Origin of the sequence: Sphingomonas arenae, from assembly GCF_016924655.1 — a bacterium.
GTDB lineage: Bacteria > Pseudomonadota > Alphaproteobacteria > Sphingomonadales > Sphingomonadaceae > Sphingomicrobium > Sphingomicrobium arenae.
Window position 1 is genome coordinate 559614 of record NZ_JAFFJU010000001.1, and the last position, 23020, is coordinate 582633.

A 23020-nucleotide genomic window follows, 5' to 3' on the forward strand; every position below is an offset into this window, starting at 1 on the left:
GCTTGATGGGCCACGGCATGAGCAAGCCGCAACCCATCGTGCGTGGTGCCCGTCATGGAGCAAAGGCTGCGGGCGAGCCCACATTGCAAGCCCCGGCTGCGCGCATCGCCACCGGGGCTTGCTGCCGGAAGGACAGAGCGTCAGGCCGGGCTGGGGGAAAACATCCGACGACGCCTGAGAACGAACCCGATCGCCCCGAAGCCGACCAGCATCATCGCCCAGGTCCCGGGCTCCGGGACCGCTCCGCCGATCGGGTTGCCCGCGACGGTGATCCCGCTGAACGCCATACCGCTATGGTAGATCGTATCCGAGAAATTGGTGACCCCGAACTGCAGCATGTAGTCTCCGGCACCAGCGATCGAGTAGGTCGATCCAACCCAGCCCGTGTAACCGCATCCCGGCCCGAAGCATAAGCCCGAGTAGCTGCCAAGCGGCGACCATTGCGGGCCGCCCGAGATGATCGGCACGCTTGCAGGGTTTAGAGTTGCGGTGACGCCCGGTAAGTCCTGCCCCGGAATGATGCTCCCGCTGGGCTTGGTGCGCGCGGTAAAAAGGATCGCGACCTCATCGCCCGTCGACGTCAGGAGCCGCGCCCAGGCATAATCGGCGAAACCGCTGCCATCGCTCGTGATGTAATTGAAGAAAAAGTTCAGCGGATCGCCGGCCGCGGCGCTGAACACATCGGTGGTGAAGGTGGACCCGTTGGTGCCCGCGAAACCAGCCAACTGTCCGGCCCCGCTGACGCCACCGTTGGTGGTCACATAGCTATAATTGGTTCCTCCGGGCGGTGCGGTGACGACCCCGTTCGGTCCCAGGGTGCCGCAGGTGCCGATGCAGATCGAGGCGGCGGCCGGTGAAGCGCCGGCAAAGAGCCCGGCAAGATGCAGCAGGCAACGAAGGCGATTTCTCATCCTTGCCTCCTTTTATGGCACGAGCGCGCAACCACGGGTCACGCGAAGCGTGCACGGTGTCTTCGATAACCCTGTTTCAAGAGGCCTGCGGCGCCACAACGCGCGACTCACAGGATTACTGCTTAACACAGAATCAACGGAAGCGGTAGGAGCCGCCGGAGCATGGGTTGAGCGCATGTTGCAGAAAAGCCGGCTGGCCGGTGCAACCCGTGCGCTCTTCCTGCGCTTAGAGAAGGAGGTCGCGCTCCGCGACCCGGAGACGATCATGGCGGAACGGTCGGACAAGGGTTACGCCATGCTCCTCGGGTTCGCGCTGGGCGGGTTCTTCGACGGCATCATGCTGCACCAGGTGCTGCAGTGGCACCATCTGCTGAGCCTCGTCCCAGGCATGAACGACCTGCGGACGCAGATCCTGTGGGATGGGCTGTTCCACATCCTGATGTACGTGCTGGCCGTGATCGGTCTCGCCGGCCTGTGGCGAGCGGGACGCGGGGGGATCGACCGGCGGCAGCTCACGGTCCTGCTGCTGCTCGGCTTCGGCATGTGGCAGGTCGTCGACGTGGTGCTGTTCCACTGGATCCTAGAGATTCACCGCATCCGCGTGGACCGGCCCGAGCCGCTGCTGTGGGACGTGGGCTGGCTGGTTGTGGTCGGCGGTCCGCCCCTGCTCACCGCGTGGCTGCTCGGGCGGAGGCACCGCGCTATCAGCCTCCGCAACGCCCCGCCCCTGTTGCTCGCGCTGACGATCGGGACGGCGGCCGCGGGCGCATGGGCACTGCAGGGCCCGTCCGACCAGCGCTTCACCACAGTCGTGTTCGCCGGGGGCTTGAGCGAAGCGCAGATGATGGGCGCGCTCGCAGCCTCCGGAGCCGCCGTCGCCGGCAGCGCGCCCGACCAAGGCGTCTACGTCGTTGCGCTGGACGAGGGCAGTGGCTGGGAGTTGTACCACCACGGCGCCCTGTTCGTCGCCGGCTCGGGCACTCCCGCCGGCTGCTCCGCCTGGAGCGGGATCGCCTAGCCGGGCTGGCCGATATGGAAGGCCGCCAGCTTGTGGCCGTCCGGGTCACGGAAGTAAGCGAAGTAATAGCCGAACTTCGGGTCGCCCCGGTACCCCGGCGCGCCCTCGTCCGTGCCGCCCAATTCCAGCGCCTTGGCGTGAAACGCGTCCACCTTCTCGTTCGAATCGAACACGATCGCGACCATGTTGCCATTACCGCAGTCCGCCCGGCCCTTGTCGTACGGCCGGGTCACGACAAGCGCCGGCTTGTCCATGCTGACGCCGTACATGGTGAAGCCGCCGTCCTCGTCGCCGAATTGCATCAGCCGCTTCGCGCCGATGGTACCAAGCAGCGCGTCATAGTAAGCGCGAGCCCGGTCTAGGTCGTCAGTACCGAGCGTGACGTAGCCGATCATCCCTTGCTTTCTCCTCCGCTGCATTCGCCGACGCGGCTCGCCTCCACCCGCATCGACATGGTCATCTGCTGGTCGGGCGCGTCGCCCTGCCCCTGCACGCGCATGTTCATCTGGTAGCTGTCGGGCGAGTAGGTGCCGTTCAGCGCCATAGTCTGCTGCCGCCCCTCTGCGCCGCAGCGCATGCGCACGTCGATCTGCCCCCCGCCCCATCTGAAGGTCTCGTAGCGGCAGCTCTTGTCGGCGCCGGCGAAGAAGTCCTCGCGCGGGTTTCTGGCCTGCTCGGGGGTGAGGCAGGTGACGTGCGTCTGGCTGGTGCCCATCGCCTTCTTCATGCCCGCGCGCATGTCGGCCGGCATGCCCGGCACGTCGATGTCGACAAGCGTAGCGCGCTGCTCCCAGCGGCCGGGCCGGACGAACTGCTCGTCGCGGCCGGCCTCGCGCAGCTTCTGCTGGACCTCGCCAACGGAGGCGTTCTCCGCCGTTACCGTCTCGTCCCCGCCGCCGCAGCCCGCCAGGACCGCCCCCGCCAGCATGATCGTGGGTGTTCGCATGATCGCCCCCTGATGCGGCGCAGCTTATGCGAAAGGCGCCGATTGGCAACCGTCAGCGCTTGCGCCGCGTCGGCGCATGGAAGTCGGGCGGCTTGTTCGCCACCCAGCGCAGGAACGTCGCAAGCCCCGCTTGAACGCGGAGCTTCGGCGGATCGTCCCCGATCTTGGCCAGCTCGATGTTGGTCAGGTGCACGTGCAGCGCCCGGTGGCAGATCGGATGGACCGGCACGGTCAAGCGTCCGCCACGGCTCTTGGGCACGGCGTGGTGATATTCTACCCGCCGACCGAGCGGGCGGGTGCAGAGCCAGCAGGTAGGTTCCTCAGGGCAGGCCACGACTCAGATATGGGGGTTGAGCTTATGTCCGCCAGCGATCCGAAGCGTCAAAGGCTATGGCGTGGACCAATCCCTAAGGCATTCTCATGGCTGCCGAGCAGCTGGCGGTGAACATGAGCTCGAAGAGGGTCAGGTCCGTGTCGTCGGTCACCCTCATTTTCCACTCCTGCCCGCTCCAGAACTTGTCAGGAGTGGCGCTTAGCAACTGACCCGAGAATCTCACGGCTTCCGTCCGCGCCGCTGCATCGTCGTCAAGCACTGTTCCCTGAAGGTCAGGGAATTCGTCGCCATCTGAAACGTGGAAGAAGTAGCGAGGCACAAGCATCTCCAAGCCTAGAGGCGGGAGCGCACTGTCTCTCAGCCACCGGAGCCCATGGTTCGACCGGTGATGAGCGCTATGTAGGATAGACGACGTACGGCGACTAGTCTCCAAAGCGGCACGATGTCCGTGTTCCACCCGAGGCAGACAATCGGCACGAATTGCCCCACGCCGTCTTCGCCCCCATATTCCCGCACAATGGCCATCCAGATCCGCACTTCCCTCGCCGAGCCGGAGACCGGCGGCGAGTTCGTTCCGCATCGTCCCGCCCGACCTGACAAGGCGGAGGGCGGCCGCAAGTTCGTGCTCAAGTCCGATTACGAGCCCGCCGGCGACCAGCCGACCGCCATCCGCGAGTTGGTCGACGGCATCTCCGAGCAGGGCGAGAAGAGCCAGGTGCTGCTTGGCGTCACCGGCTCCGGCAAGACCTTCACCATGGCCAAGGTCATCGAAGCGACGCAGCGGCCCGCGCTGATCCTCGCCCCCAACAAGATCCTCGCTGCCCAGCTTTATGGCGAGTTCAAGAGCTTCTTCCCCGACAACGCCGTCGAGTTCTTCGTCTCCTACTACGATTACTACCAGCCCGAAGCCTACGTTCCTCGGACCGACACCTACATCGAGAAGGAAAGCTCGGTGAACGAGGGCATCGACCGGATGCGCCACTCGGCCACGCGCTCGCTGCTGGAACGCGACGACGTGATCATCGTGGCGTCCGTCTCCTGCCTCTACGGCATCGGCTCGGTCGAGACCTATTCGGCCATGGTCTTCTCGATGAAGAAGGGGGCGCAGGAGGACCAGCGCGAGATCATCCGCAAGCTGGTCGCGCTGCAGTACAAGCGCAACGACCAGGCCTTTGCCCGAGGCAATTTCCGGGTGCGCGGCGACAATCTGGAGATTTTCCCTTCGCACTATGAGGACACCGCCTGGCGGGTGAGCTTCTTCGGCGACGAGATCGAGGACATTGTCGAGTTCGATCCGCTGACCGGCAAGAAGATCGCCTCGCTGCAGAGCGTGAAGGTCTACGCCAACTCCCACTATGTGACGCCGGGCCCGACCCTGAAGCAGGCGATGGGCGCGATCCGGCACGAGCTGGAGGAGCGCCTGAAGGAGATGAACGCGGAAGGCCGCTACCTCGAGGCGCAGCGGCTGGAGCAGCGCACCAACTTCGACCTCGAGATGATTGCCGCCACCGGCTCCTGCGCCGGCATCGAGAACTACAGCCGCTTCCTTACCGGCCGCCTGCCCGGCGAGCCGCCGCCGACTTTGTTCGAATACCTCCCCGACAACGCCCTGCTGTTCGTCGACGAAAGCCACCAGACCGTGCCGCAGATCGGCGCCATGGCCCGGGGGGACCACCGTCGTAAGATCACGCTCGCCGAGTACGGCTTCCGACTGCCGAGCTGCATCGACAACCGTCCGCTGCGGTTCAACGAATGGGACGCGATGCGCCCTCAATCGGTCTTCGTCTCTGCGACGCCGGGGCCGTGGGAGCTCAACGAGACCGGCGGCGTGTTCAGCGAGCAGGTGATCCGCCCCACCGGCCTCATCGACCCGCCGGTTGAGATCAAGCCGATCGAAGACCAGGTCGACGACCTCATCCACGAGGCGAAGAAGACCGCGCAGAAGGGCTACCGCACCCTCGTCACCACTTTGACCAAGCGGATGGCCGAGGACCTGACCGAGTTCCTCCACGAGGCGGGCCTGAAGGTCCGCTACATGCACTCGGACGTCGAGACGCTGGAGCGCATCGAACTGATCCGCGACCTCCGTCTAGGCGTCTACGACGTGCTGGTCGGTATCAACCTGCTGCGCGAGGGCCTCGACATTCCCGAGTGCGGGCTGGTGGCGATCCTGGACGCCGACAAGGAGGGCTTCCTCCGGTCCGAAACTTCGCTGATCCAGACCATCGGCCGCGCCGCCCGAAACGTCGAGGGGCGTGTCATCCTCTACGCAGACAGTATCACCGGCTCCATGGAGCGCGCGCTCAACGAGACCAACCGGCGACGCGAGAAGCAGGAAGAATACAACCGCATCCACGGCATCACGCCCGAGACGATCAAGCGGCAGATCAGCGACATTATCGCCCATGTCTCGACGCGCGATGGCGTGGTGGTGGACACTGGCGATCCCGACACGCCGCACCTCGTCGGCCACAACCTGCGCGCCTACATCAGCGACCTCGAGCAGCGCATGCGCAAGGCGGCCGCCGACCTCGAGTTCGAAGAGGCCGGCCGCCTGCGCGACGAGATCCGGCGGCTTGAGGAGGACGACCTCGGCATCCCGCACTCGCAGCGCGTCGCGCCGCGGGTCGGTCACTCGACAGAAGGCAAGCCCGGCACCCGCAAGACCCGCTTCGGCAAGCAGCAGCAAGTCCGCATGAACAAGCGCGCGCGGCGCTGATCCACCTGCGGCCCACTGGCAACACACGGCCGACCTAACTTCCTGTTAACCGTGTCCAGGTATAGCCTCAACGAACAAAGCTGCTAATCGCGCCCACCGCGGGGGGTCGGAAAGCCCTACGCAAGCCAGTCCTTGCCTGCTCCAGCCGCTTCTCGCCTGGGGGCGCATGGCAATTTTGGGTGTTCTCGCGTGTCAGAAGTTGCGTATTTCGTTCTTGCTGGTCAGTCGAACGTGAAGGCTTGGGTCAATGATCCAACGATCCTGCAAGCGTTCAAAGACGAGTTCCTCCGGCTCAATCCCCAATACTCCGACGTGCAGTTCTTTGACTGCGCGGTCGGCGGATCGGCGATGTTGTCCGCGAGCGCGCTCCGGAACGCCGAGGCAAGTGAGCTGCCGCCCGAGGCTGCTGCTGCAGCGCTCGACAACTACTGGTACAACGAGGTCACCCGCACCGACGGCCCGCTGCTCGACGAGTTGGAGGAACAGCTCGCCTCCTGGGCCGCAGGCAAGGACGTGCTCGGAGTCATCTGGGCTCAGGGTGAGGCGGACACGCCTTACGTGCGCGACTTGACCGCAGAGGTCTACATGGAGGGCCAGGCTCATGTCCTCGGCCGCTTGATGGAGCTTGCGGGCGCGGACGATGTCTTCATCCAGGCGCTCGGCGATCGATCCGGCTGGTCGCCGTCGCTCCATGGCGGGACGGACCTCATCCAGCAGGCGCAGCAGGAGTTCGCTCAGCGCTTCGACTGGGTGCATCTCTCGACAGCCGTGTTCGACCTTCCGCTGGTCGACACAGTGCACCTCACCAGTGATGCTTACCGGATTGCCGCGGCGCGCATGGCCAACGCGATTTCCACCGGCGTCGGCTCGCCGACCCTGGAGTTCGGCACCATGGCGGCGGACGGAAAGATTTATCTCTCTTTTAATCTCGCGGATGGGCAGGCGCTAGCAAGCCTGACGAGCGCCGCCGGGTTCCGGCTGGCAGATGGAACGAGCATGAGCATCGGGGCGGTGACCGTGGATGCTACCGCCGGGGTCGTCATCCTTGTTCCCGGAACACCTTCGGATCGCTTAAGCGTGCAATATGCAACCGCCAGCTTCTCACACCTCCTGACTGGCGGTGATCTCCTGTTCGCGGTCGGCCCGACCGGAACATTGCCGGTTCACCCGTTCAGTCTCAACCTGCAGAAGTCGGGGGTGGCGATCACCCGCTTCAAGGATGGGTTCCGGTTCGATTCCAGCGCCGCCGGTGAAGCCGTGCGCGGCTTCAACAGCGACGATCATCTGTTCGGACACGCCGGCAACGATACACTGGACGGCGGTGCGGGCCTCGATCGGCTGTACGGCGGGACCGGTAACGACGTCTACTTCGTCGGCGATGCAACCGACTTCGTCTTCGAATATGGCGGAGAGGGGCTGGACCAGGTCTACGCTTCAGTGAGCCATACGCTGCGAAGCAACGTCGAACGGCTGACACTCACCGGCACCGAGGCCATCACAGGCAGAGGGAATGAGCTCGCCAACACCATCACCGGCAATGATGGGGCGAACAAGCTTTATGGACTTGCCGGCGATGATCGCCTGTCCGGCGGCCTCGGGAACGATACACTGGATGGCGGAACTGGCAGTGACCGGCTCTATGGCGGAGCTGGCGACGACACTTACATCGTCGATGACGCCACTGACCGGATCATCGAGTATGCCGGTCAGGGCACCGACCGGGTCTACGCTTCGGTCAGCCACTTCCTTGCGGCCAATGTGGAAAGCCTGTTCCTGACCGGTTCATCCGCCACCAACGGCTACGGCAACGATTCCGCCAATGCGATCACGGGCAATGTTTCTGCCAACGTGCTGAAGGGTGGGGTTGGGGAGGACAGGCTATACGGCGGAGGAGGAGACGACACGATTAACGGCGAAAGCGGCAACGACTGGCTCGAAGGCGGCGCGGGGCGCGACCGCTACTTCGGCGGCATGGGGGCCGATGTCTTCGTATTCCGGGACGGCGACCTTGCCAGTGCCCTGCGCTCAAGCTGCGACCAAATCTACGACTTCTCCGCCGCCGAGGGAGATTGCATCCGCCTCACCTATATCGACGCAAACAGTATCGCCGCCGGCGACCAGGCTTTTGCGTTCATCGGAACTGACGCCTTTTCCGGCAGCGCGGGACAGCTTCGCTACCAGCAGATCGGCGACAACACTTACCTGTCGGGCGACACAGACGGCGACGGCATTGCCGATTTCACGATTCGCGTCGACGGCCTCCACGATCTCGGCCGAGGCGATCTGCTGCTATAGATCCGCCCGCGAGTGCGCATGAAGTCCTGCGGCGCTGAGGGTCAGCGCAGCACTCCGCTGGCCTGCTGACGGCGGGCGTAGAAGAACAGGGCTGCGGCGATGCCGACGATGACGAGCGGAATCCATGCAGCGGCGCCTTCGTCCATCCCCGCGGGTGCGGGCGGTCCGGCAAACTGGTAGGCGAAGCTCACCAGCGCGCCGATCAACGACAGGCCGAACGCCAGCACGGCCCAGCGGCTTCGTAGCAGGAGCAGGACGGAACCGGCCACCGCGCCCCAGACACCGAGCCCCCAGGCGATCTGCGCCCAGATTGGGAACCCGTCGATGTATGCGAGAAGCTCATCGGGGTTGATCCCCATCTGCGAGAGATACTCCCGGTTCCGTTGCCGGGTCATGAGATAGTCGTAGCCGCCGAACGCATTCCACAGCAACGAGACGGCTCCAACGATCCACAAGTGCACGGGCGTGCGAGATTGCGTGCTCATCTCTTCGGTCATGGTCACCTCCCCTATGTCGAGGCAGGCACGCCCGCCCCGACCCATGACGCCGCTCGTTTCGCGTCCGTGTCAAGCGGGGCTCGCGCATGCGCGTGGAGAGCGACTGTTGCACCCGCGTCACTTGTCCTTGTCGGACAACCCGGCCAAATCACGCAGTAGCAGGGCCGGTTTCCTGGAGCCCTGGGGGAGGATCTTTCCATCGTGCTTCATCGTACGCTCACCGGCGCCCTGCTCGGCGCATCCGCACTGGCCCTTGCTGCCCTGCCAACCGCCGCCTCGGCGCAGCGGGTCGACCGCATCGTCGCATTCGGCGACAGCTATGCGGATGACGGCAACGTCTTCCAGCTGACCGGCACGCCCCTGCCGGCGCCCTACTCCACGGGCCGTTTCTCTGGCGGCACCAACTACATCGACACGTTGAGCGCCCTGCTTGGCGTCCCGGTCGACAATTTCGCGATCGGCGGCGCGCTGACCGACAACCGCAACACCAGCGGCGCCCCCCTCGGCTTCCAGACCGAGTGGCAGAGCTTTTTGGCAGGCGGTGGTCCCGCCGCATTTCCGCGCGTCAGCGGCACGTTCGATGAGAACGACCTTCTGACCCTGTCGATTGGCGGCAATGACGGACGCGTCTACCAGCAGACTGGCGGCACCGTCGCCGGCGCGGCCGCCGCCGCAGCGACGTCGGTCGCGGCAGCGGAGACCGGACTCGACGCGCTGGTCGGCGCGGGCGCACGCACCATCAGCTACATCGCGGGCGACACCTCGCGCATGCCGGAGGTGGCCGGCAACACCGCCGCACAAGCGGTCCGATCCGCCTTCGCCCAGTCCTTCAACTCGGGCTTCCAGGACATCTTGGCCGGCTATGCGGACAATGGCGTGGTCGTGCATTACCTCGACCTCAACCTGATGGGCGACCGCATCATTGCCGATCCGGCCGCCTATGGCCTGACCAGCGCCGGCGGCTGCCCGGTTGCGCAGGCGACGCGCTGCGTCACCGATCCGGCCTTCGCCAACCAGTATCTGTTCTATGTCGACCAGGTGCACCTGACCTCGGCCGGGTTTGCAATCGTCGGACGCTACATCGATGCGCAGCTGACGGCTCCGCTGACGCTGGGCGCTGCAAGCAATGTCGGCTTCGACGTGGCCCGGCAGTTCGGTCGCACGCTGACCAGCCGGGTCGATCTCGGCTCCCCGCGTGACGGGGAGACCGCCGAGGGCACGCGCTTCTTCGTCGTCGGCGACACTTTCTCCCGCGACGTCGGGATCAGCACGACGACGAACGCCTATGACATCGACGGGGTCGGGGCGACCGCGGGGGTCGAGTTCGGCTTCGGCAACGGCGTGGTCGGCATCGCCGGCAACATCACGCGCCCGAAGGTCAAGTTCGCGACGGAGGAGGGCCGCGTTCGGGGACGCAGCCTGCAGATCGGCGCGTATGCCGGGACCGCCATCGGCCCGGTGTTCGTGCAGGGGCACCTCGGTTACGGCCGCGACAAGCACAAGGTGCGGCGCACGGGCGTGATCGACAACCTGTCCGCGCGTCCTGACGGCAGCCACTGGACGGCCGGCGCGAAGGCCGGATACCTGGCTCCACTCGGCGTATTCCGCGCCGGGCCGGTGGTCGCGCTCGACTACGTCAAGGCCAAGGTCGACGGCTACACGGAAGAGGGCGACGAAGCGCTGGCGCTCGACGTCCGCAAGCAGGACCTGAAGGCTCTCACCGGAGCGGTCGGAATTGAGGTGCGCGGCGACTTTGCAGGCGGTGGCATCCCGCTTCGCCCCTACTTCACCGCGGTTGCCGAAAAGGACTTCACTGGTGACGGCCGCACCGCCGTCTGGTCGCAGACCAGTGCGCCGGGAATCGTGAACCGCTTCGACATCGGCAACCGGTCCAAGGACCCGTACGTGCGCCTCAGCGGCGGCGCCTCTGCGGCACTCGCGACCAACATCAGCCTCGACGCCAACGTCAGCTCGACCTTCGGTCAGGATGACGGCGACGAATTGGGAGCCCAGGTCGGCCTGCGGGTCGGCTTCTAGGCCCCAGCTTAGCTGTAAGAGACAGGGGCCGGTACCTACGGGGTATCGGCCCCTTTTCTATTGGTACCAGCCCTTGTGCTGCTGACGTGCGCGCTTCCACTGCTTGACCGCGCACCCCGTCCACCCACCAGGGCCGACAGCCGAGCAGGACTGCGTCCCAACGTCACCCTCCTCGACCCAACGCGAGCGTTCGCGAGCGACGCTGTCCACCGGTCCTGACGGATCGAATGGAGCATTCGGATCGGTGACCTGATAGCGGCGCTGCGCATCACGACGGCCGCAGACGACAACCTCGTCGGCCTTCTCTCGCAAGCGGCATTCCTGCCGTGCGACTTCCCGGCTAGCGGCTCGCGCCAGGTCGGGACTGGCCTGTACGGCAAGAAGCACAAGCAACATTGGGCGAGCCTAGAGCGTCCGTGACGCGGGGCCAGGTTCCACCGGCGCCAATGGCACGTCCGCGCCGCGCAAGCGTTGTGCTCATCGCTTCAGGAGAAGGAACGCGGCCATGGATCGTCTCTGGTTTGCAGCCTGCGCGGTCGGATCAGCCCTGATCCTGGTTCCCGCCCCGTCCGCCGCCCAGTTCGCGAGCTCGCCTGTCAACGGATCACGGATCAGCGGACCCGTACAGTCCATGTCGCACGGGGTTCGCGTTGTGCGCGGTACGGGTGGACCGCAAGTCCGGGATCGGCGCCGCGGCCAGGACGTGGTCGTAGTGGGCGCGCTCGGTTGGAACGAGGGCTGGGCGCTGTACAACAACCGCACCTTCGCGCCGGACAGCTTCAATGACTGGTGGCACGATCGGCCGGATCGCAGCATGCCACGCTGGCTATCGGACAATCAGCGTTGCGAGCGCGTCTGGTCCTCGGGTGCGGGCTGGCGCTGCTAATCGCAACTCAAGGACGGCGAGCACACTCCCACGCCGCCCTCTATGCTCAGCCGATCGGCTCGCCGCTTTCCTCTTCCTCGAACAGGCTGGCGGCCACGTCCGCGTTGGCGGACAAGCGCACCCTGTCGCCTTCTACTGCGGCAATCAGCCCGGCCGGGATGTAATGGTGGTGGTCCTGGTGGGCGACCCCGCTGTCCGCCTTGGTCAGCTTGATCCGGTGGCCTTCCACGCGGTCCACGGTCCCGAGGTGCACGTCGTCGGCACCCACCACTTCCATATGCTCGCGGATGTTCTCGATCTGGTTCATCGTTTGCTCCTCCTTGCGCCGCTCCAACGCGCGGAAACGATGAGGTCTCCCACCGGAGCGAACAATTGGGTCGCAGCGCGACGCTAACGGAGGCCTGCTGGCGCGCGCTCGCCGTCCACGGGCAAAGCGAGGGGCTATTCAGACCCGCTGCCCGACCTCGTCACCTCGTTGGCGCCGGTGGACAGTTGGACCTCGTCATCCTGGACGCTGGCGATCAGGGAGCCGGACACGAACTGACCTCCCGAGCCGGACAGCTTTATGCGGTCGCCATCGACGCTTTCAACGACGCCCAGCAGGGTTCCGTCAGCGCTGAGCACCCTCTTCCCAGTGATGTTCTTGATGATGGGCATGTTCGGCCTCCTTCTCACCACGAGAGCCGCGCAGTAGCACGTCTCGCCGGCGGGAGGGAGCACCGACGTTCAGCTCCGCTCGCGCGCCCGGTCGATCGCCTGCTTCAGAACGTCGTAGCCCACGGCACCGTTCAGGACCCGATCCCCGACCACGAATAGCGGCGTTCCCGTCGCACCGAGTGTCTGGGCCAGCTGGTAGTTCCTGCGCAGCTCGGCATCGATGTCCGGTCCAGCAGGCGGTTCGAACGGAATACGCGCGGCGCTGGCAGCCTGTCGCAAGGTTTCCGGAGCCGGCCGACCAGCGGCATAGAGCGCGTCATGGAACTGGGTAAAGCGGCCCGCCTTCGAGGCCGCCAGGGCCAGTCGCGACGCGGCCTCGCTCTGCGGACCAAGGATCGGGAACTCTCGATAGACGACGCGGAGGCCCGGGTCTTCCTTAAGCAGGCGCTCGATCACGGGCAGGCTCGCCTTGCAGTAGCCGCAGGCATAATCGTAGAACTCGACCAGCGTCACCTCGGGCTTCGCCGCGCCTTGCCAGGAGGAGCCGAACGGTGTCTCCAGCGCCGCGCGATTGGCCGCAAGGATCGGGGCATATTGCCGGTCACGCAGCGCATCCGACGCTTCGATCAGCATCTCGGGCTGACGCTGCAGGGCCTCCCGGACCAGACGATCACCGAACCCCATCCGGGAAGCGATGAACAGGCCGAGCAGGACCAGTGCCGCTCCTGCGATCCCCCCGAGCAAGGCCGCGAGCCACGGCTTGCCCTTCGCTTCAACGGTCACGTCTGTTCTTGTCCTTCTTCACCGCGGTGCGGGATACCATGGCGATGTCCTGCGCGCGAAGATAGTCCGGCGTTCCCGTCGGAATGCCGCGCAGGGCCATTTCGGCGCTGACCAGGGCAAGCTTGGGTTCGCCCTGCAGGTTGTAGCGTTCGGCCGACGCCAGCGCCGCGCGGGCCGGGTCGCCCTTGCGATCGTAGATGATGCCCAGCTGGTACCAGGCGAAGGGATTGTCATTGTCGCGATTGACCGCAGTCTTGAGCACCTTCTCGGCCTCCGGGAAGTTCTCCTCCTTCTCCGTCGCGATCAGGGCGTGGCCGAGCATGGCCGCGATCATCGGAGCGTCGGGCGCGTTCTTCACCGCTTCCCGCAGCGGCGGCAAGGCGTCCTGCGGCTTGCCCGATTCCAGCAGCACCTGCCCCTTCAGCTCGAGGAAATAGGGGTCCTCCGGCGCCGTCTTGAGCAGGGAATCCGCCTCCTCCACGGCTTTGTCGCGATAACCGAGGCGATGGTAGGCGTAAGCGCGTGCGTAGTGCGCGGGAACGCTCCGGTCACTTTCCGGATAGCGCTGCAGCACCTGCTGCGGCTCCGAAATGTAGCCGACCAGCTTCGCCCGGACCCGCTGGAACCGCGCCTCGATCTGCGGGTCCGTCGGCCTGTTCCACGCCGGGTCCCTCTCATATACCTGCTTCAGGCTCGCGATGCGCTCGCTGGAAAGCGGGTGGGTGCGATCGTAGCTCTCGGTCGCATAGACGGCGAGCCGGTACTCCTGGTTCTGCAGCTTCTTGAAGAACTCGATCGACCCCTTGCCGCTGAAACCGGCCTTGCTGAGGTAGGATGCGCCGGCAAGATCTGCGCTGGTCTCCTGCGTCCGGGTGAATGCCAGGAGTTGGCCCATGGCGGCCTGCTGTCCCGCGGCCATCACGCCCATGCCGGCCTCGCCCGCTCCAGCCGCAATCGCCAGCCCGCCCAAGACCATGCTGAGGATACTCACCACCGTCGCCTGGCGCACTCCGTCATAGATGCGCAGCGAATGGCCGCCGGCGACGTGCCCCAGCTCGTGGGCGATAACACCCTGCACCTGGTTGGCGTTGTCCGCTGCGGTCAGCAGGCCCGTGTGGATGTAGACGACCTGCCCCTGCGCCACGAAGGCGTTGATCTCCGGGTCGGAGACCAGGACAATCTTGACGTTCTTCGGGTCGAGCTGCGCCGCCTCGATCAGCGGCTTCGACATGTCGGCGAATAGCCGTTCCGTTTCGCTGTCGCGAAGGATCGACTGGGCCGCCGCCGGCCGCGCTGCCGCGAAGGCCAGCAGACACGTCAGCATCAGCAGACGGGCGAGGGAGGTCAGGCGCCGCATGGCCCTGCCTTCCGCATTCGCGGCTGAACCGCGGATGAAAGGGGAGGTTCGCCGAAGCGAGGCGAAGCAATCGGAGGGCAGGATCCGGATTGCTTCGCCTCTCATCGGCATCGATACTAGCCGAAGGTGCGCTGCCACCACCCGCGCCGGGGCGATGCACCCGGCTCGGACGGAGCGGCCGGCGCCGCGTCGTTGCTGGCCTCCGGCGCGGATGCCGCCTCGGCTGGAGCTTCCGGCGCAGGCTCCGGCGAGGATACCGCCGCCTCGTCGGGCGCGGACGCAACCGAGTCGGATGGGACGACCTCTGCCGCCGCCTTTTTGGCCCGGCTGCGGCGCTTGGGCTTCGGCGCCTCTTCCGCGGCGACGTCGGCCGGCGCTTCGGGAGCGATCTCCTCGATCGCCGGCGCAGCTGGCGCCTCGGCGGGTGCCGCGTCAGCGGTCTTCCGTGCCCGCGGACGGCGGCGAGCCTTGGGCTTCTCCTCCTCCTGCGGGACCTCGGGAGTGGCGTCCTCGGACGGGACCGGCTCCTTCATCGGAGCTTCGTCCGGTGCCGGAGGAGCGGCCTGCTCGCTGTCGGTCGACTCCGTGCTCTCGGCGCTCGGCTCGCCCTGATCGGAACCCGTGTCCCGCTCGCGCGCCCGACGACGGCCTCCACGCCGGCCACGCCGCGAACGCGGACGCTCCTCGTCGCCCTCTTCCTCCGTCTCAGGCTGTTCCGGCTGCTCGAGCTGTTCAAGCTGCTCGGGCTGTTCTTCCTGCTCGACCTCTTCGGCCTCGGCATGGCCTTCGGCCTCACCGTCGCGCCGGCGGTTGCGCCCGCCACGGCGACGGCGACGACGGCGGCGTCCACCGCGCCCATCACCCTCGTCGCGGTCGCCTCTCTGCGAGCGCTCCTCGGACTCTTCCTCGTGCTCGTCCTCGAACTCGTCTTCCTCGACCTCCGGCTCTTCCTCGTCGACGATCGGAGCAGGCAGCGGGCGGGGGCGAGCCACGGGACGCGGACCCGAACTCTCGACGCTCATCCGGGCGCCTTCGTAGCTCGGGTCGACCAGCACCTCGACGGTAACGCCATAGCGCTCCTCGATGTCGGCCAGCTCGGCGCGCTTCTTGTTGAGGACGTAGACGGCCGCCTCGCTTCCGGCGCGCAGGCAGACCCGGTCACCGCGACCACGGCCGGCCTCGTCCTCGATCATCCGCAGCGCCTGGAGGCCCGCCGACGACGCCGTCCGCATCAGGCCCGTGCCTTCGCAATGCGGGCACGCCTTTGTCGACGCCTCGAGCACGCCGGTGCGCAGGCGCTGGCGGCTCATTTCCATTAGGCCGAAGCTGGAGATCCGACCGACCTGGATGCGGGCACGATCGTTCTTCAGCGCCTCCTTCATCGCCTTTTCGACCTTTCGGACATGGCTGTTCTGTTCCATGTCGATGAAGTCGATAACTACCAGCCCCGCCATGTCGCGCAGGCGCAGCTGGCGGGCGATCTCGTGCGCGGCCTCAATGTTGGTGGCGTAAGCCGTCTGCTCGATATTGTGCTCGCGCGTGGAGCGGCCCGAGTTGATGTCGATCGAAACCAAGGCCTCGGTCGGATTGATCACGATATAGCCACCGCTCTTCAGCTGGACGACCGGCTGGTACATGGCATTGAGGCTGTCCTCCACGCCATATAGCTGGAACAGCGGGGTCGCCTCGCCATGCTGGCGGACACGCTTGACGTGGCTGGGCATCAGCAGCTTCATAAAGCCGCGCGCCGCCTTGTAGCCCTCATCGCCCTCGACGATCACCTCGTCGATCTCGCGGTGGTAGAGGTCGCGGATGGCCCGCTTGATGAGGTCGCTGTCGCGGTAGATGAGCGCGGGCGCAGCGCTCTGCAGCGTCTTCTCCCGCACCTCGTCCCACAGTCGGGCGAGATAGTCGAAGTCGCGCTTGATCTCGGTCTTGGTGCGCTGGAGACCCGCGGTGCGGACGATCAGGCCCATGGTCGACGGCAGCTTCAGGTCCGCCATGATCGACTTCAGCCGCTTGCGGTCGGCGCCGTTGCTGATCTTCCGGCTGATCCCGCCGCCGTGCGACGTGTTGGGCATCAGCACGCAATAGCGGCCCGCGAGGCTGAGGTAGGTGGTCAGCGCCGCACCCTTGTTGCCGCGCTCTTCCTTGACGACCTGGACCAGCAGCACCTGCCGACGCTGGATGACGTCCTGGATCTTGTAACGGCGGCGCAGGTTCATGCGCTTGCGGCGCAGCTCGTCGGCCGCCTCGTCCGCGGATGACTTGCGGCGGCGCGGGCGGTCCTCGCCGGCCTGCTCGCCCTCGCCGTTCTCGTCGGCATCGCTCAGGTCGTCCGGCTCTTCCGGGCGGTCGTCGTCGCGGCCGTCATCCTCGTGATGACCGTCGATCGGCTCGAGGTCGTCCGCCTCGGCGCGCAGGCGCTCCTCCTCCGCCGCATGCTCCGCTTCCTCGCGGAGCAAAGCGTCACGATCCGACTTGGGGATCTGGTAATAGTCCGGGTGGATCTCGCTGAAGGCGAGAAAGCCGTGACGGTTGCCGCCATATTCGACGAACGCCGCCTGCAGCGACGGTTCGACGCGGGTCACCTTGGCGAGATAGATGTTTCCCTTGAGCTGCTTGTGCTCAGCGGACTCGAAGTCAAACTCCTCGATCCGGTTTCCCTTGACGACGGCGACCCGGGTCTCCTCCGGGTGGCGCGCGTCGATCAGCATGCGCATGGTCATTGAAATGTCTCCGAGCGCGCGGGCCCAGCGGGGCCAGGCGACGCGCGCGATCTGCGGCCATCACCGGCGCGGATGGGCCGGCTGGAATGGCGATGATGGTGGAATTCGTGTCTGCTGCCTGAGGTCCCCCGGATTCGGCGGGGGAACGCGCGCCGCTCGGCTCTGTCGAGAGCGGGATGCGGGCGTTCCTTGAACTCATGCAGCGTCAACCTGTGAAGTGCCGCGGCTGATCCCAGGACGGGAGCCGCGACGCAATCCGGCGAAACAGTTCCGCGGACGCTGCGGCGTAGCACCCCCTCGCCTCACCCGCAACAACCCGCTTCGGGTGAGGAAGTCACCTTTTCCGGCATTACCGCCCGATGATCCATGCTATGTGCCGCAACGGAGGGTGTGGGTTGCGCGCGTTGAACAAGAACCAACGAAGGTCGCTGGTGACCGGCGCGGCAATCGCCGTGTGCCTGGTCGGCTTGTCAGCTTATGCCCTTCAGCAGCGAGGCGACCGGAGCCAAGCTGACGAGGTCGCGCGTGGCGCGGTCACCACGCACTTGCCCCAGGCGGTCCGCGACGTGAAGGTCATCGAGGCCCGGGTGCCCGGACGACCGCTCGTGGTCATCGATGCCGGGCACGGAGGCGACGACCCGGGCGCCCCGGGCGTGAGTGGCACGGTCGTTGAGAAGGAGATCACGCTGGCCCTCGCGCGCGAACTGCGCGACCGGCTGGCCGAAGGTGGCCGGGTGCGGGTGGCGCTGACCCGCGACGAGGACCGGACACTTGAGCTCGACACGCGCGCGGCGATCGCGCGTCGCCTCGGCACGGACCTGTTCGTGTCCATCCACGCCGACAGCGCACCCAATCCGCTCGCCCGGGGAGCGACCGTCTATTCGGTGTCCGAGATCGCCTCCGACGCCGATGCGGCCCGGTTCGCCGCGGCCCAGAACGGATCGGGCGGACCCATGTCGAGCCTCCCCGACGGCAGCGTCCGCACCTTGCTTGCGGACCTCGCGGCGCGCGACGAAATGGCCGAGTCCGCGAGCTTCGCCGGACGGCTGGTGACCAAGTCGGCTGGGAGAGGCGTCGAGCTGCGGCCCGAACCTCATCGCTTCGCCGCCTTCCGCGTCCTGCGCGGGGCCGAGGCCCCGGCTGTCCTGTTCGAGGCCGGCTACCTCAGCAATGCCGAAGACGAGGCGGCCCTTCGCTCTCCCGAGCAGCGGGCCCGCCTGGTCCGGGCGCTCGCGGACGCGATCGAGGCGGAACTTGCGGTGAGGCGCGCAAGGCGCTGACGGTTAAGCTTTTCCCCGCCGCTGGGCTGGGCTAGATGCGGCCGGGCATGGATGCCGTCGCTACCCCCGCCGCCCCTCGCTGGTTCGAGCTTCACCAGAGCGCCGCGTCACGCGTGCGGGGCTGGCTCGCACGCAAGTGGGTGCGCCGCCTGCTCTATCTGGTAGCGTTCGGCTACCTGCTGTTCATCGGGGTATGGGTGACCTTTGCGGCCGGGCTTCCCTCCTCGGAGAAGCTGCTGGCGTACCAGCCGCCACTGCCCACCAACGTGCGCGGCTACGACGGGCAGCCCGTCCAGACCTTCGCCCGCGAACGGCGGGTGGAACTCGACTATGACGAATATCCGCCGGTGGTCGTCCAGGCGATCATCTCGGCCGAGGACAAGACCTTCTTCGAGCATGGCGGCATCGACTACCCGGGCCTGTTCGGCGCGGTCGGCGACTTCGTCACCAAGAAGGCGACCGGCGGCGGCCGCGCCCGCGGCGGATCGACGATCACCCAGCAGGTCGCCAAGGCACTGCTGCAGGACGACGCTTATGCCGTCAGCCGCAAGATCCGCGAGGCGATCCTCGCCTTCCGGCTCGAGAACACGCTCAGCAAGGAGCAGATCCTCGAGCTTTATCTCAATCAGATCTTCCTCGGCCGGAACGCCTACGGAATCCAGGCCGCGGCTCGCGCCTATTTCGACAAGGACGTGACCGACCTGGCGCTGCACGAAGCGGCCTACTTGGCCGTCCTGCCCAAGGCTCCATCCAACTACGATCCCGTCCGTGCAACGCAGCGAGCGCTGGACCGGCGCAACTACGTGCTCCGGGAGATGCACAACAACGGCTACATCACCGAGGCCCAGTGGCGAGACGCCGCCGCCCGGCCGCTCGGCACGATCCGCTACGGCAGCAACGAGAAGTTCCGCCAGCAGGGTGGTTACTTCATGGAAGACGTCCGCCGCGAGCTGATCCGCCGCTATGGCGAGGGCACCGAAAAGGGTTCGAACGGCGTCTATGCGGGCGGCCTCTGGGTCCGCACGTCGATGGACCCCAAGATGCAGGACGCCGCGGCCGAGGCCCTGCGCGAGGGCCTGGCCCGCTTCGACGGCGGGCGCGGCTGGCGCGACCTCGGCCTCAGCGTCGATCTCGACGGCGACTGGCGCGGCGAGCTCGACCGGGCGGCGGTGGGCACTGGATTCCCCGACTGGCAGAAGGCCGTCGTGCTGAGCAAGAGCGGCGGCTCGGCCGATATCGGCTTCACCAACGGCGACACCGGCGTGCTGCCGGCCTCCGCCGCCGTTCAGCCCAAGCGCGGAACGAGCACGGCGGCGTTCAATTTCCTTCGCCCGGGCATGGTCATCATCGTCAAGAAGACCGGCGGGAACAGCTATGCGCTGCGTTCCATCCCGGAGATCGGCGGCGGGTTTGTCGCCGAGGAGGTGCGCACGGGCCGGGTGCTGGCCATGCAGGGCGGCTTCGACGCGCGCGGGTCCAGCTACAATCGGGCCACACAGGCGCTGCGCCAGCCGGGCTCCACCTTCAAGCCGATCGTCTACGAAACTGCGCTGGAGAACGGCATGACGCCGGCCTCCATCATCCCCGACGCGCCCTTCTGCGTTTGGCAGGGCGCCGGTCTCGGCAACAAGTGCTTCCGCAACTTCGACGGCAATTACGCGGGCCCCAAGACCATGCGCTGGGGCGTGGAGCAGTCGCGCAACCTGATGACGGTCCGCGCCGCGTCGCAGACAGGCATGCAGAAGATCGTTGACACCGCGAAGAAGCTCGGCGTCGGTGATTACCAGCCCTACCTGTCGATCGCTCTGGGTGCGGGCGACACCACCGTGCTCAAGCTCACCAATGCTTACGCCATGCTGGCGAACCACGGCCGGGCGCTCACCCCAACCACCATCGACTACATCCAGGACCGCAATGGCAAGGTCATCTTCCGCACGGATAATCGCTGCGAAGTGATGGAGGGTCGCTGCAACGCCCCCGACTGGGACGGCAAGGCCATGCCTCGCCCGCCCTCCCGCACCAAGCAGCTGCTGGACCCGCAGGCGAGCTTCCAGATGGTGCACATCCTGACCGGCGTGGTGGAGCGCGGGACGGCGACGGTGCTGCGCGATCTCAACCGGCCGCTGTTCGGCAAGACCGGCACGACCTCCGGCCCGACCAACGTGTGGTTCATCGGCGGCACGCCGGACGTGGTCGCTGGTGTCTATCTCGGCTACGACCAGCCCCGTTCGCTGGGCGGCGGAGCGCAGGGCGGCCGCATTGCCGCGCCGATCTTCAAGCAATTCGCGCAAGCGGCGTTCAAGGACGTGCCGCCCGTGCCATTCGTGGCTCCGCCCGGCATCCGGATGGTGAGGATCGACCGCACCAGCGGACGGCGCGTCTTCGGCACCTTCCCTGTCCGCGAGGACCCCAAGTCGCCCGTCATCTGGGAGGCGTTCAAGCCGGAAACGGAACCCCGCCGCACCATCCGCCGCGAAGAGGCGGCCGCCAACGCCGACCAGGCAGGCGAACGCCCGCGCCGGCGCGCCTCGGCCACTCGCGAACGGCCGCGTCAGTCCGCGCCCCGCCCACAATCCGATCAGCCGGCCGACAGCGACTTCTTGCAGAGGCAGGGCGGGATTTACTAGGTGACCGTCACTCCCGCGCAGGCGGGAGTCCATCTCCTGAGCTTGACGCCCGCGAGACGGCCTGGAGATGGATCCCCGCCGTCGCGGGGATGACGAAAGAGGAAGACAACATATGCGCGCCGAAGCGCAAGCCCACGCCGACCAGATCAAGGCCGCCACCGCGCTCTTGCGCCGCTTCCTCGACTGGGATCGCGCGCTCCGGCGGCTGGAGGAACTGAACGCCAAGGTCGAGGACCCTACCCTGTGGGACGACCCCAAGGCCGCGCAGGAGGTCATGCGCGAGCGTCGCCGCCTGGAGGAAGCGATCGGCGCCACGCGCAAGCTGGAGACCGAGCTCACCGATACCGTTGAGCTGATCGAAATGGCGGAAGCCGAGGGCGACGACAGCCTGGTCGACGACGGTGTCGCCAGTCTCGCGGAACTCGCCGAGCGGGCAGAAAAGGACAAAGTCGCCGCCCTGCTCGCTGGCGAGGCCGACGCCAACAATAGCTATGTTGAGGTGAACTCCGGCGCGGGCGGCACCGAAAGCCAGGATTGGGCGGGGATGCTCCAGCGCATGTACACGCGCTGGGCCGAGCGCCATGGCATGAAGGTCGAGCTGATCGACTTTCACGCCGGCGAGCAGGCCGGGATCAAGTCGGCGACCCTGTTGATCAAGGGCGAGAACGCCTACGGCAACCTGAAGGTGGAAAGCGGCGTCCACCGGCTTGTCCGCATCAGCCCCTACGACAGCTCCGCCCGCCGCCACACCAGCTTCGCCTCCGTCTGGGTCTATCCCGAAGTCGACGACGACATCGACATCGAGATCAACGAGAGCGAGCTGCGCATCGACACCTATCGCGCGTCCGGCGCGGGCGGGCAGCACGTCAACACGACCGACAGCGCCGTCCGGATCACCCACATCCCGACCAACATCGTGGTCCAGTGCCAGAACCAGCGCAGCCAGCACAAGAATCGCGCCGAAGCGATGAAGCAGCTGAAGGCCCGCCTGTACGAGGTGGAACTGCAGAAGCGGGAGGCGGAGGCGAACGCAAACGCCGCCGCCAAGACGGACATCGGCTGGGGCCACCAGATCCGCTCCTACGTGCTGCAGCCCTACCAGCTGGTGAAGGACCTCCGCACGGGCGTCACCTCCACCGCTCCGGGCGACGTGCTCGACGGCGACCTTGACCGCTTCATGGCAGCTGCACTCTCGCAGCGGGTCACGGGCGAAAAGGTCGAGGTGGAGGACGTGGACTAAGGTGAGCCGCGCCAGGTTCCTCCTTGTAGCACTGGCGGTTGCGCTTGCAGGCTGCCAGGCGCAACCGCAGCAACCCTCCTCCTTTCCGCCATCGCAACGGGTCGTCGCACCCATCGTCTCCGATTCCTACTCGACCGAAGACGTGCGCGACCGGATCGGCGAGTTCGAGCAGGTGGTCAGCCGCGCCGGAGTGAAGCCGGGCATGTGGGTCGCGGACGTCGGCGCCGGCGAAGGCTACTATACCGTCCGTCTCTCACCCGTGGTCGGCCCTCGCGGCCGCGTGCTCGCCCAAGATATCTCCGCCCCGGTGCGCGACCAGCTTGTGCAGCGGGTCCAGCGCGAGAATCTGGACAATGTCGCCGTCCAGCTCGGACTGCCGCAAGACCCAAAGCTACCACCTGCAAGCTTCGACCGCATCTTCTTGGTCCACATGTACCATGAGGTGGCGAGCCCGTACGAGTTCCTCTGGAACCTGCGCTCAGGACTGAAGCCCGGCGCCGAAATCATCGTCGTCGACGCAGACCGGCCCATCCCGCGCCATGGCACCCCACCCACGTTGCTGGAATGCGAGTTCCGCGCCGTGGGGCTCACGCTCGACCGCTTCTCCCGGCTCCCCGGCGGCGACAGCTACTTCGCCGCGTTCCGCGCGTCCGGTCCAGCACCGGCCCCAAGTGCGATCCAGGCCTGCAAGCTCAAGGAATAGA

Annotated in this window: 22 protein-coding genes; 9 read left to right on the top strand and 13 right to left on the bottom strand. The window is 66.6% G+C overall.

The genetic code is table 11. From position 1 onward, the window contains the following. Window positions 1-140: 140 nt before the first annotated feature. On the bottom strand, window positions 141-911 hold the full coding sequence (locus JT720_RS13730) for an NF038132 family protein (RefSeq protein WP_237219623.1): 771 nt from the start codon (window positions 909-911) through the stop codon (window positions 141-143). A gap of 175 nt (window positions 912-1086) precedes the next feature. Between JT720_RS13730 and JT720_RS02825 the strand changes: the two genes are divergently transcribed. Then, window positions 1087-1929: a DUF2243 domain-containing protein gene (locus JT720_RS02825; RefSeq protein ID WP_205479214.1), complete on the top strand. Its 843-nt coding sequence runs from the start codon at window positions 1087-1089 to the stop codon at window positions 1927-1929. Here the strand turns inward: JT720_RS02825 and JT720_RS02830 are convergent. From JT720_RS02830 to JT720_RS02845, 5 genes are all read right to left on the bottom strand, one after another. Then, window positions 1926-2324 carry a VOC family protein gene (locus tag JT720_RS02830; RefSeq protein ID WP_205479215.1) on the bottom strand — a complete coding sequence of 133 codons (399 nt, stop codon included), beginning with the start codon at window positions 2322-2324 and terminating at the stop codon, window positions 1926-1928. The two genes, JT720_RS02825 and JT720_RS02830, sit on opposite strands and share 4 nt — an antisense overlap. Then, window positions 2321-2875, bottom strand: coding sequence for a DUF3617 domain-containing protein (locus tag JT720_RS02835; protein WP_205479216.1), 555 nt, complete (start codon window positions 2873-2875; stop codon window positions 2321-2323). Before JT720_RS02835 ends, JT720_RS02830 begins: the two co-directional genes overlap by 4 nt. A gap of 52 nt (window positions 2876-2927) precedes the next feature. Continuing rightward, window positions 2928-3134: a hypothetical protein gene (locus JT720_RS02840; protein WP_336511928.1), complete on the bottom strand. Its 207-nt coding sequence runs from the start codon at window positions 3132-3134 to the stop codon at window positions 2928-2930. A 148-nt stretch (window positions 3135-3282) separates the two neighbouring features. After that, a complete protein-coding gene (locus tag JT720_RS14205) occupies window positions 3283-3534 on the bottom strand; it encodes a DUF6894 family protein (RefSeq protein ID WP_419555380.1) in 252 nt (83 codons plus the stop codon). A gap of 32 nt (window positions 3535-3566) precedes the next feature. Beyond that, window positions 3567-3734 (bottom strand): hypothetical protein, encoded by a 168-nt coding sequence (locus JT720_RS02845; protein WP_205479219.1) that lies wholly within the window; start codon window positions 3732-3734, stop codon window positions 3567-3569. Between JT720_RS02845 and uvrB the strand changes: the two genes are divergently transcribed. Both uvrB and JT720_RS14100 read left to right on the top strand, forming a co-directional pair. Next, a complete protein-coding gene (uvrB, locus tag JT720_RS02850) occupies window positions 3727-5928 on the top strand; it encodes an excinuclease ABC subunit UvrB (protein ID WP_205479220.1) in 2202 nt (733 codons plus the stop codon). The two genes, JT720_RS02845 and uvrB, sit on opposite strands and share 8 nt — an antisense overlap. 189 nt (window positions 5929-6117) lie before the next feature. Further along, window positions 6118-8223 carry a M10 family metallopeptidase C-terminal domain-containing protein gene (locus JT720_RS14100; protein ID WP_205479221.1) on the top strand — a complete coding sequence of 702 codons (2106 nt, stop codon included), beginning with the start codon at window positions 6118-6120 and terminating at the stop codon, window positions 8221-8223. 41 nt (window positions 8224-8264) lie between these two features. Here JT720_RS14100 and JT720_RS02860 read toward each other — a convergent pair whose 3' ends face one another. Continuing rightward, the gene (locus JT720_RS02860; protein ID WP_237219624.1) at window positions 8265-8720 is read right to left on the bottom strand and encodes a hypothetical protein; all 456 of its coding nucleotides are present in this window, start codon (window positions 8718-8720) and stop codon (window positions 8265-8267) included. A gap of 201 nt (window positions 8721-8921) precedes the next feature. Between JT720_RS02860 and JT720_RS02865 the strand changes: the two genes are divergently transcribed. Beyond that, window positions 8922-10757 carry an autotransporter domain-containing protein gene (locus JT720_RS02865; protein ID WP_205479222.1) on the top strand — a complete coding sequence of 612 codons (1836 nt, stop codon included), beginning with the start codon at window positions 8922-8924 and terminating at the stop codon, window positions 10755-10757. Window positions 10758-10814: 57 nt separating this feature from the next. Here the strand turns inward: JT720_RS02865 and JT720_RS02870 are convergent, their stop codons facing one another. Next, window positions 10815-11153, bottom strand: a complete 339-nt coding sequence (locus JT720_RS02870; protein WP_205479223.1) for a hypothetical protein — start codon at window positions 11151-11153, stop codon at window positions 10815-10817. 109 nt (window positions 11154-11262) lie between these two features. Between JT720_RS02870 and JT720_RS02875 the strand changes: the two genes are divergently transcribed. Beyond that, entirely contained in the window at window positions 11263-11643 is a 381-nt protein-coding gene (locus tag JT720_RS02875) for a hypothetical protein (RefSeq protein ID WP_205479224.1), read from the top strand. Between the two features lie 46 nt (window positions 11644-11689). On the opposite strand, the gene JT720_RS02880 is transcribed toward JT720_RS02875, so the two are convergent. The 5 genes from JT720_RS02880 to JT720_RS02900 form a co-directional block, all read right to left on the bottom strand. Beyond that, window positions 11690-11950 carry a DUF2171 domain-containing protein gene (locus tag JT720_RS02880; protein WP_205479225.1) on the bottom strand — a complete coding sequence of 87 codons (261 nt, stop codon included), beginning with the start codon at window positions 11948-11950 and terminating at the stop codon, window positions 11690-11692. Between the two features lie 134 nt (window positions 11951-12084). Further along, window positions 12085-12300, bottom strand: coding sequence for a DUF2171 domain-containing protein (locus JT720_RS02885; RefSeq protein WP_205479226.1), 216 nt, complete (start codon window positions 12298-12300; stop codon window positions 12085-12087). 69 nt (window positions 12301-12369) lie between these two features. After that, window positions 12370-13083 (bottom strand): DsbA family protein, encoded by a 714-nt coding sequence (locus JT720_RS02890; RefSeq protein WP_205479228.1) that lies wholly within the window; start codon window positions 13081-13083, stop codon window positions 12370-12372. Then, entirely contained in the window at window positions 13073-14440 is a 1368-nt protein-coding gene (locus tag JT720_RS02895) for a M48 family metalloprotease (RefSeq protein WP_205479229.1), read from the bottom strand. Before JT720_RS02895 ends, JT720_RS02890 begins: the two co-directional genes overlap by 11 nt. A gap of 116 nt (window positions 14441-14556) precedes the next feature. After that, the gene (locus JT720_RS02900) at window positions 14557-17169 is read right to left on the bottom strand and encodes an Rne/Rng family ribonuclease (protein ID WP_205479231.1); all 2613 of its coding nucleotides are present in this window, start codon (window positions 17167-17169) and stop codon (window positions 14557-14559) included. A 431-nt stretch (window positions 17170-17600) separates the two neighbouring features. On the opposite strand from JT720_RS02900, the gene JT720_RS02905 reads away from it, so the two are divergent. From JT720_RS02905 to JT720_RS02920, 4 genes are all read left to right on the top strand, one after another. Next, the gene (locus JT720_RS02905; protein ID WP_205479233.1) at window positions 17601-18449 is read left to right on the top strand and encodes an N-acetylmuramoyl-L-alanine amidase; all 849 of its coding nucleotides are present in this window, start codon (window positions 17601-17603) and stop codon (window positions 18447-18449) included. 47 nt (window positions 18450-18496) lie between these two features. Further along, complete coding sequence (locus tag JT720_RS02910; protein ID WP_205479234.1) at window positions 18497-21076, top strand: penicillin-binding protein 1A; 2580 nt, start codon at window positions 18497-18499, stop codon at window positions 21074-21076. A gap of 112 nt (window positions 21077-21188) precedes the next feature. After that, on the top strand, window positions 21189-22316 hold the full coding sequence (prfB, locus tag JT720_RS02915; protein WP_205479236.1) for a peptide chain release factor 2: 1128 nt from the start codon (window positions 21189-21191) through the stop codon (window positions 22314-22316). Window position 22317: 1 nt separating this feature from the next. Continuing rightward, a complete protein-coding gene (locus tag JT720_RS02920; RefSeq protein ID WP_205479238.1) occupies window positions 22318-23019 on the top strand; it encodes a methyltransferase domain-containing protein in 702 nt (233 codons plus the stop codon). The last annotated feature ends 1 nt before the right edge of the window (window position 23020 follow it).